This window comes from Pedobacter sp. (assembly GCF_035317785.1).
Taxonomy (GTDB): Bacteria; Bacteroidota; Bacteroidia; order Sphingobacteriales; family Sphingobacteriaceae; genus Pedobacter.
Window position 1 is genome coordinate 1 of the sequence record NZ_DATHGC010000395.1, and the last position, 2209, is coordinate 2209.

Annotated in this window: 3 protein-coding genes and 1 pseudogene; all 4 read right to left on the bottom strand. The window is 48.4% G+C overall.

Translation table 11 applies throughout. The features are described 5' to 3' along the window. A partial coding sequence (locus VK541_RS25020; protein WP_324373370.1) for a DUF5077 domain-containing protein occupies positions 1–565 on the bottom strand: 565 nt, incomplete at its 3' end. Between the two features lie 58 nt (positions 566–623). After that, entirely contained in the window at positions 624–1412 is a 789-nt protein-coding gene (locus tag VK541_RS25025; protein WP_324373371.1) for an SDR family oxidoreductase, read from the bottom strand. A gap of 11 nt (positions 1413–1423) precedes the next feature. Continuing rightward, a complete protein-coding gene (locus VK541_RS25030; RefSeq protein ID WP_324373372.1) occupies positions 1424–1642 on the bottom strand; it encodes a hypothetical protein in 219 nt (72 codons plus the stop codon). Between the two features lie 101 nt (positions 1643–1743). Beyond that, positions 1744–2209, bottom strand: a pseudogene (locus VK541_RS25035) (coproporphyrinogen III oxidase); the annotation flags it as partial.

Genomic DNA, 2209 nt, shown 5'->3' on the forward strand with positions numbered 1-2209 from the left:
CTGCCGCATCCGGTACCTGGTAATTGAGGTGCACAGACGGCCCCCGGTGCCCCCAGTAGAAAAAATTTCCTTCATTGTTTTTGACATAAGCTGCGTTGGTAACAGGATCTCCCTTCACAATCAGATCAGAAACCTCAGCAAATACATCTCCCGTCCTGGAGATGCCCTTGAGTTCGACCTTTACATAACCGGGTTGTTTGATGCTGACATTTCCAATGACGACTATGGCCGCGCCCAGGTTACTTACTTCTTTGGTCAATGCAGTTCCTTCAGCGCTTACGCTGATCCTGCTTTTTCCTTCAGGCACGCTAAGCCTTAATGCCACTTCAACCTCTCCGGCAGTTTCCGCACGGAAGTAAATAGAAATGATGTCGGTCTGATCGCGCCAGTTGACCACTCCTTCGGTCTTGATCTGTGCTTTTGAATTTTTACTTAACCATCCGTTTCCTCCTACAGGAACAGTGATGGTTGTTGGCTCTATACCGGGGCTGTTCTTTGCATGGCAGATAATTCCGTGCATTAACAAAAGCCCAAGCAGAAGCGAGGTGGTTTTTTTTGTATTCATTTGTGTGTTTGACGTTTGGTCAAATGAATATAGGAAAAATGTAATTAACTCATAAAATTTACCTTGTAACTTTTGCCGTACGCATGTATTTTGAGAACCGGAGCGGGAAGAACCGCTTAAACCAAACGCCTTTCACTTCCTTGCCCCCGATATAGATTTCTTCCCTGTTTTGTTTGATGGCATCAACGATGAGCCTGGCACATTCGCTGGCCGGCATGCCATTATCCTGAGCACTGTCCATGGTGCCCTGCGGGCTGCCGTCCCCGGTCAGTGCGTTTATAGAAACATTGGTTTTGATGAAACCGGGGCAGACCAGTGTGATGTTGATTTTTTTTTCGTAGACCTCAGAGCGCAGGGAGTCAAAATAACCGTGCAAAGCATGCTTGGACGCAGAATAAGCTGACCTTAGCCGGGTGCCAAACTTGCCCACCAGACTGCTGATGCAGACTATATTTCCTCCGCCGGATGTGATCATCCTGGCGATCACCGCCTTGCTCAGGACTACCGTTCCCCAAAAATTGATGTCCATCAGCCGCTGTTCCGTATCGAGTCCGGTTTCCATGGCCAGGCTGCGCTGGCTCATTCCGCCGCTGTTGATCAGGATGTCAATTTGCCCAAATATGCGGATCGCTTCCTCGGCTTTATCCTGCAGGGCTGCTGTTTTTTCAAGATCAAGGGGGAGCACATGTATGCCCACAGGATTTTTACAGGCCGCCTTTACCCTGTACAGCTCATCGCGGTTGCGGGAGGAGATGATCAGTTTAGCCCCGACCTTGTTATAGGCATAAACCAGGGCCTCTCCGATGCCCGACGATGCTCCTGTGATCCAGATAACCTTATTGTTCATGGTGTATTTGTTTATTGATGATCTTCTTCAGTTAAAAATAGCTCCGACGCAATATAGTCAGCAAATAACTTGCCGTCCAAAGTTAAGACCAGGCGGTCATCTTCATTGACCAGCCAGCCCCGTTGTATAAAAATTTGTATATTTTTAAGCGTGTCTGCCAGAAACAGCTTGCCGAAATCCAATTCAATTTTATGCCGACTGCAGCCCCACATGGTACGCAAAGAGGTCATGATGTACTCATTAAACCGGTCGTAAAGACTCAACTCTTCAATGGTCTCTGCCAGCCGTCCCTGCTGAAGCTTTTCCAGGTATTCGGCGTTATTGGCAATGTTCAGATACCGGGTCTGGCCGTCAAAGCCATGGCGGAAGGACCTATGCCCAGGTAAGGAACACCACGCCAGTAATTGGTATTGTGAACTGCATATTGGCCGGCCCTGCTGAAATTGGAAATTTCGTAATGCTCGAACCCGCCTTCTTTTAATTTCTCTATAAGCGTGATAAATTGAGCCGCACTTTGTTCTTCGTTCAGGGGAATTTCCCTGCCTCTTTTTATCGAACTGGCCAATGCCGTTCTGGGTTCAACTGTAAGCGCGTACGCAGAGACATGCGGCGTTTCAAATTCTATCGCCTTGTTGATATTACTGAGCCATTTGCTGTCGGTCAGCAGCGGATAGCCATAGATCAGGTCAATGCTCAGGTTTTCAAATCCTGCATCCTGGCTGCGCTTGATGCAGGTTTCCGCTTCAGCAGCGCTATGCGCCCGGTTCATCCAGCGCAGGTCTTCTTCAAAAAAGGAC

What these genes read in the sequence shown, in the direction of transcription:
- VK541_RS25025 (WP_324373371.1), bottom strand. Translation starts at nt 1,412, where the DNA reads ATGAACAATAAGGTTATCTGGATCACAGGAGCATCGTCGGGCATCGGA.
- VK541_RS25030 (WP_324373372.1), bottom strand. Translation starts at nt 1,642, where the DNA reads ATGACCTCTTTGCGTACCATGTGGGGCTGCAGTCGGCATAAAATTGAA.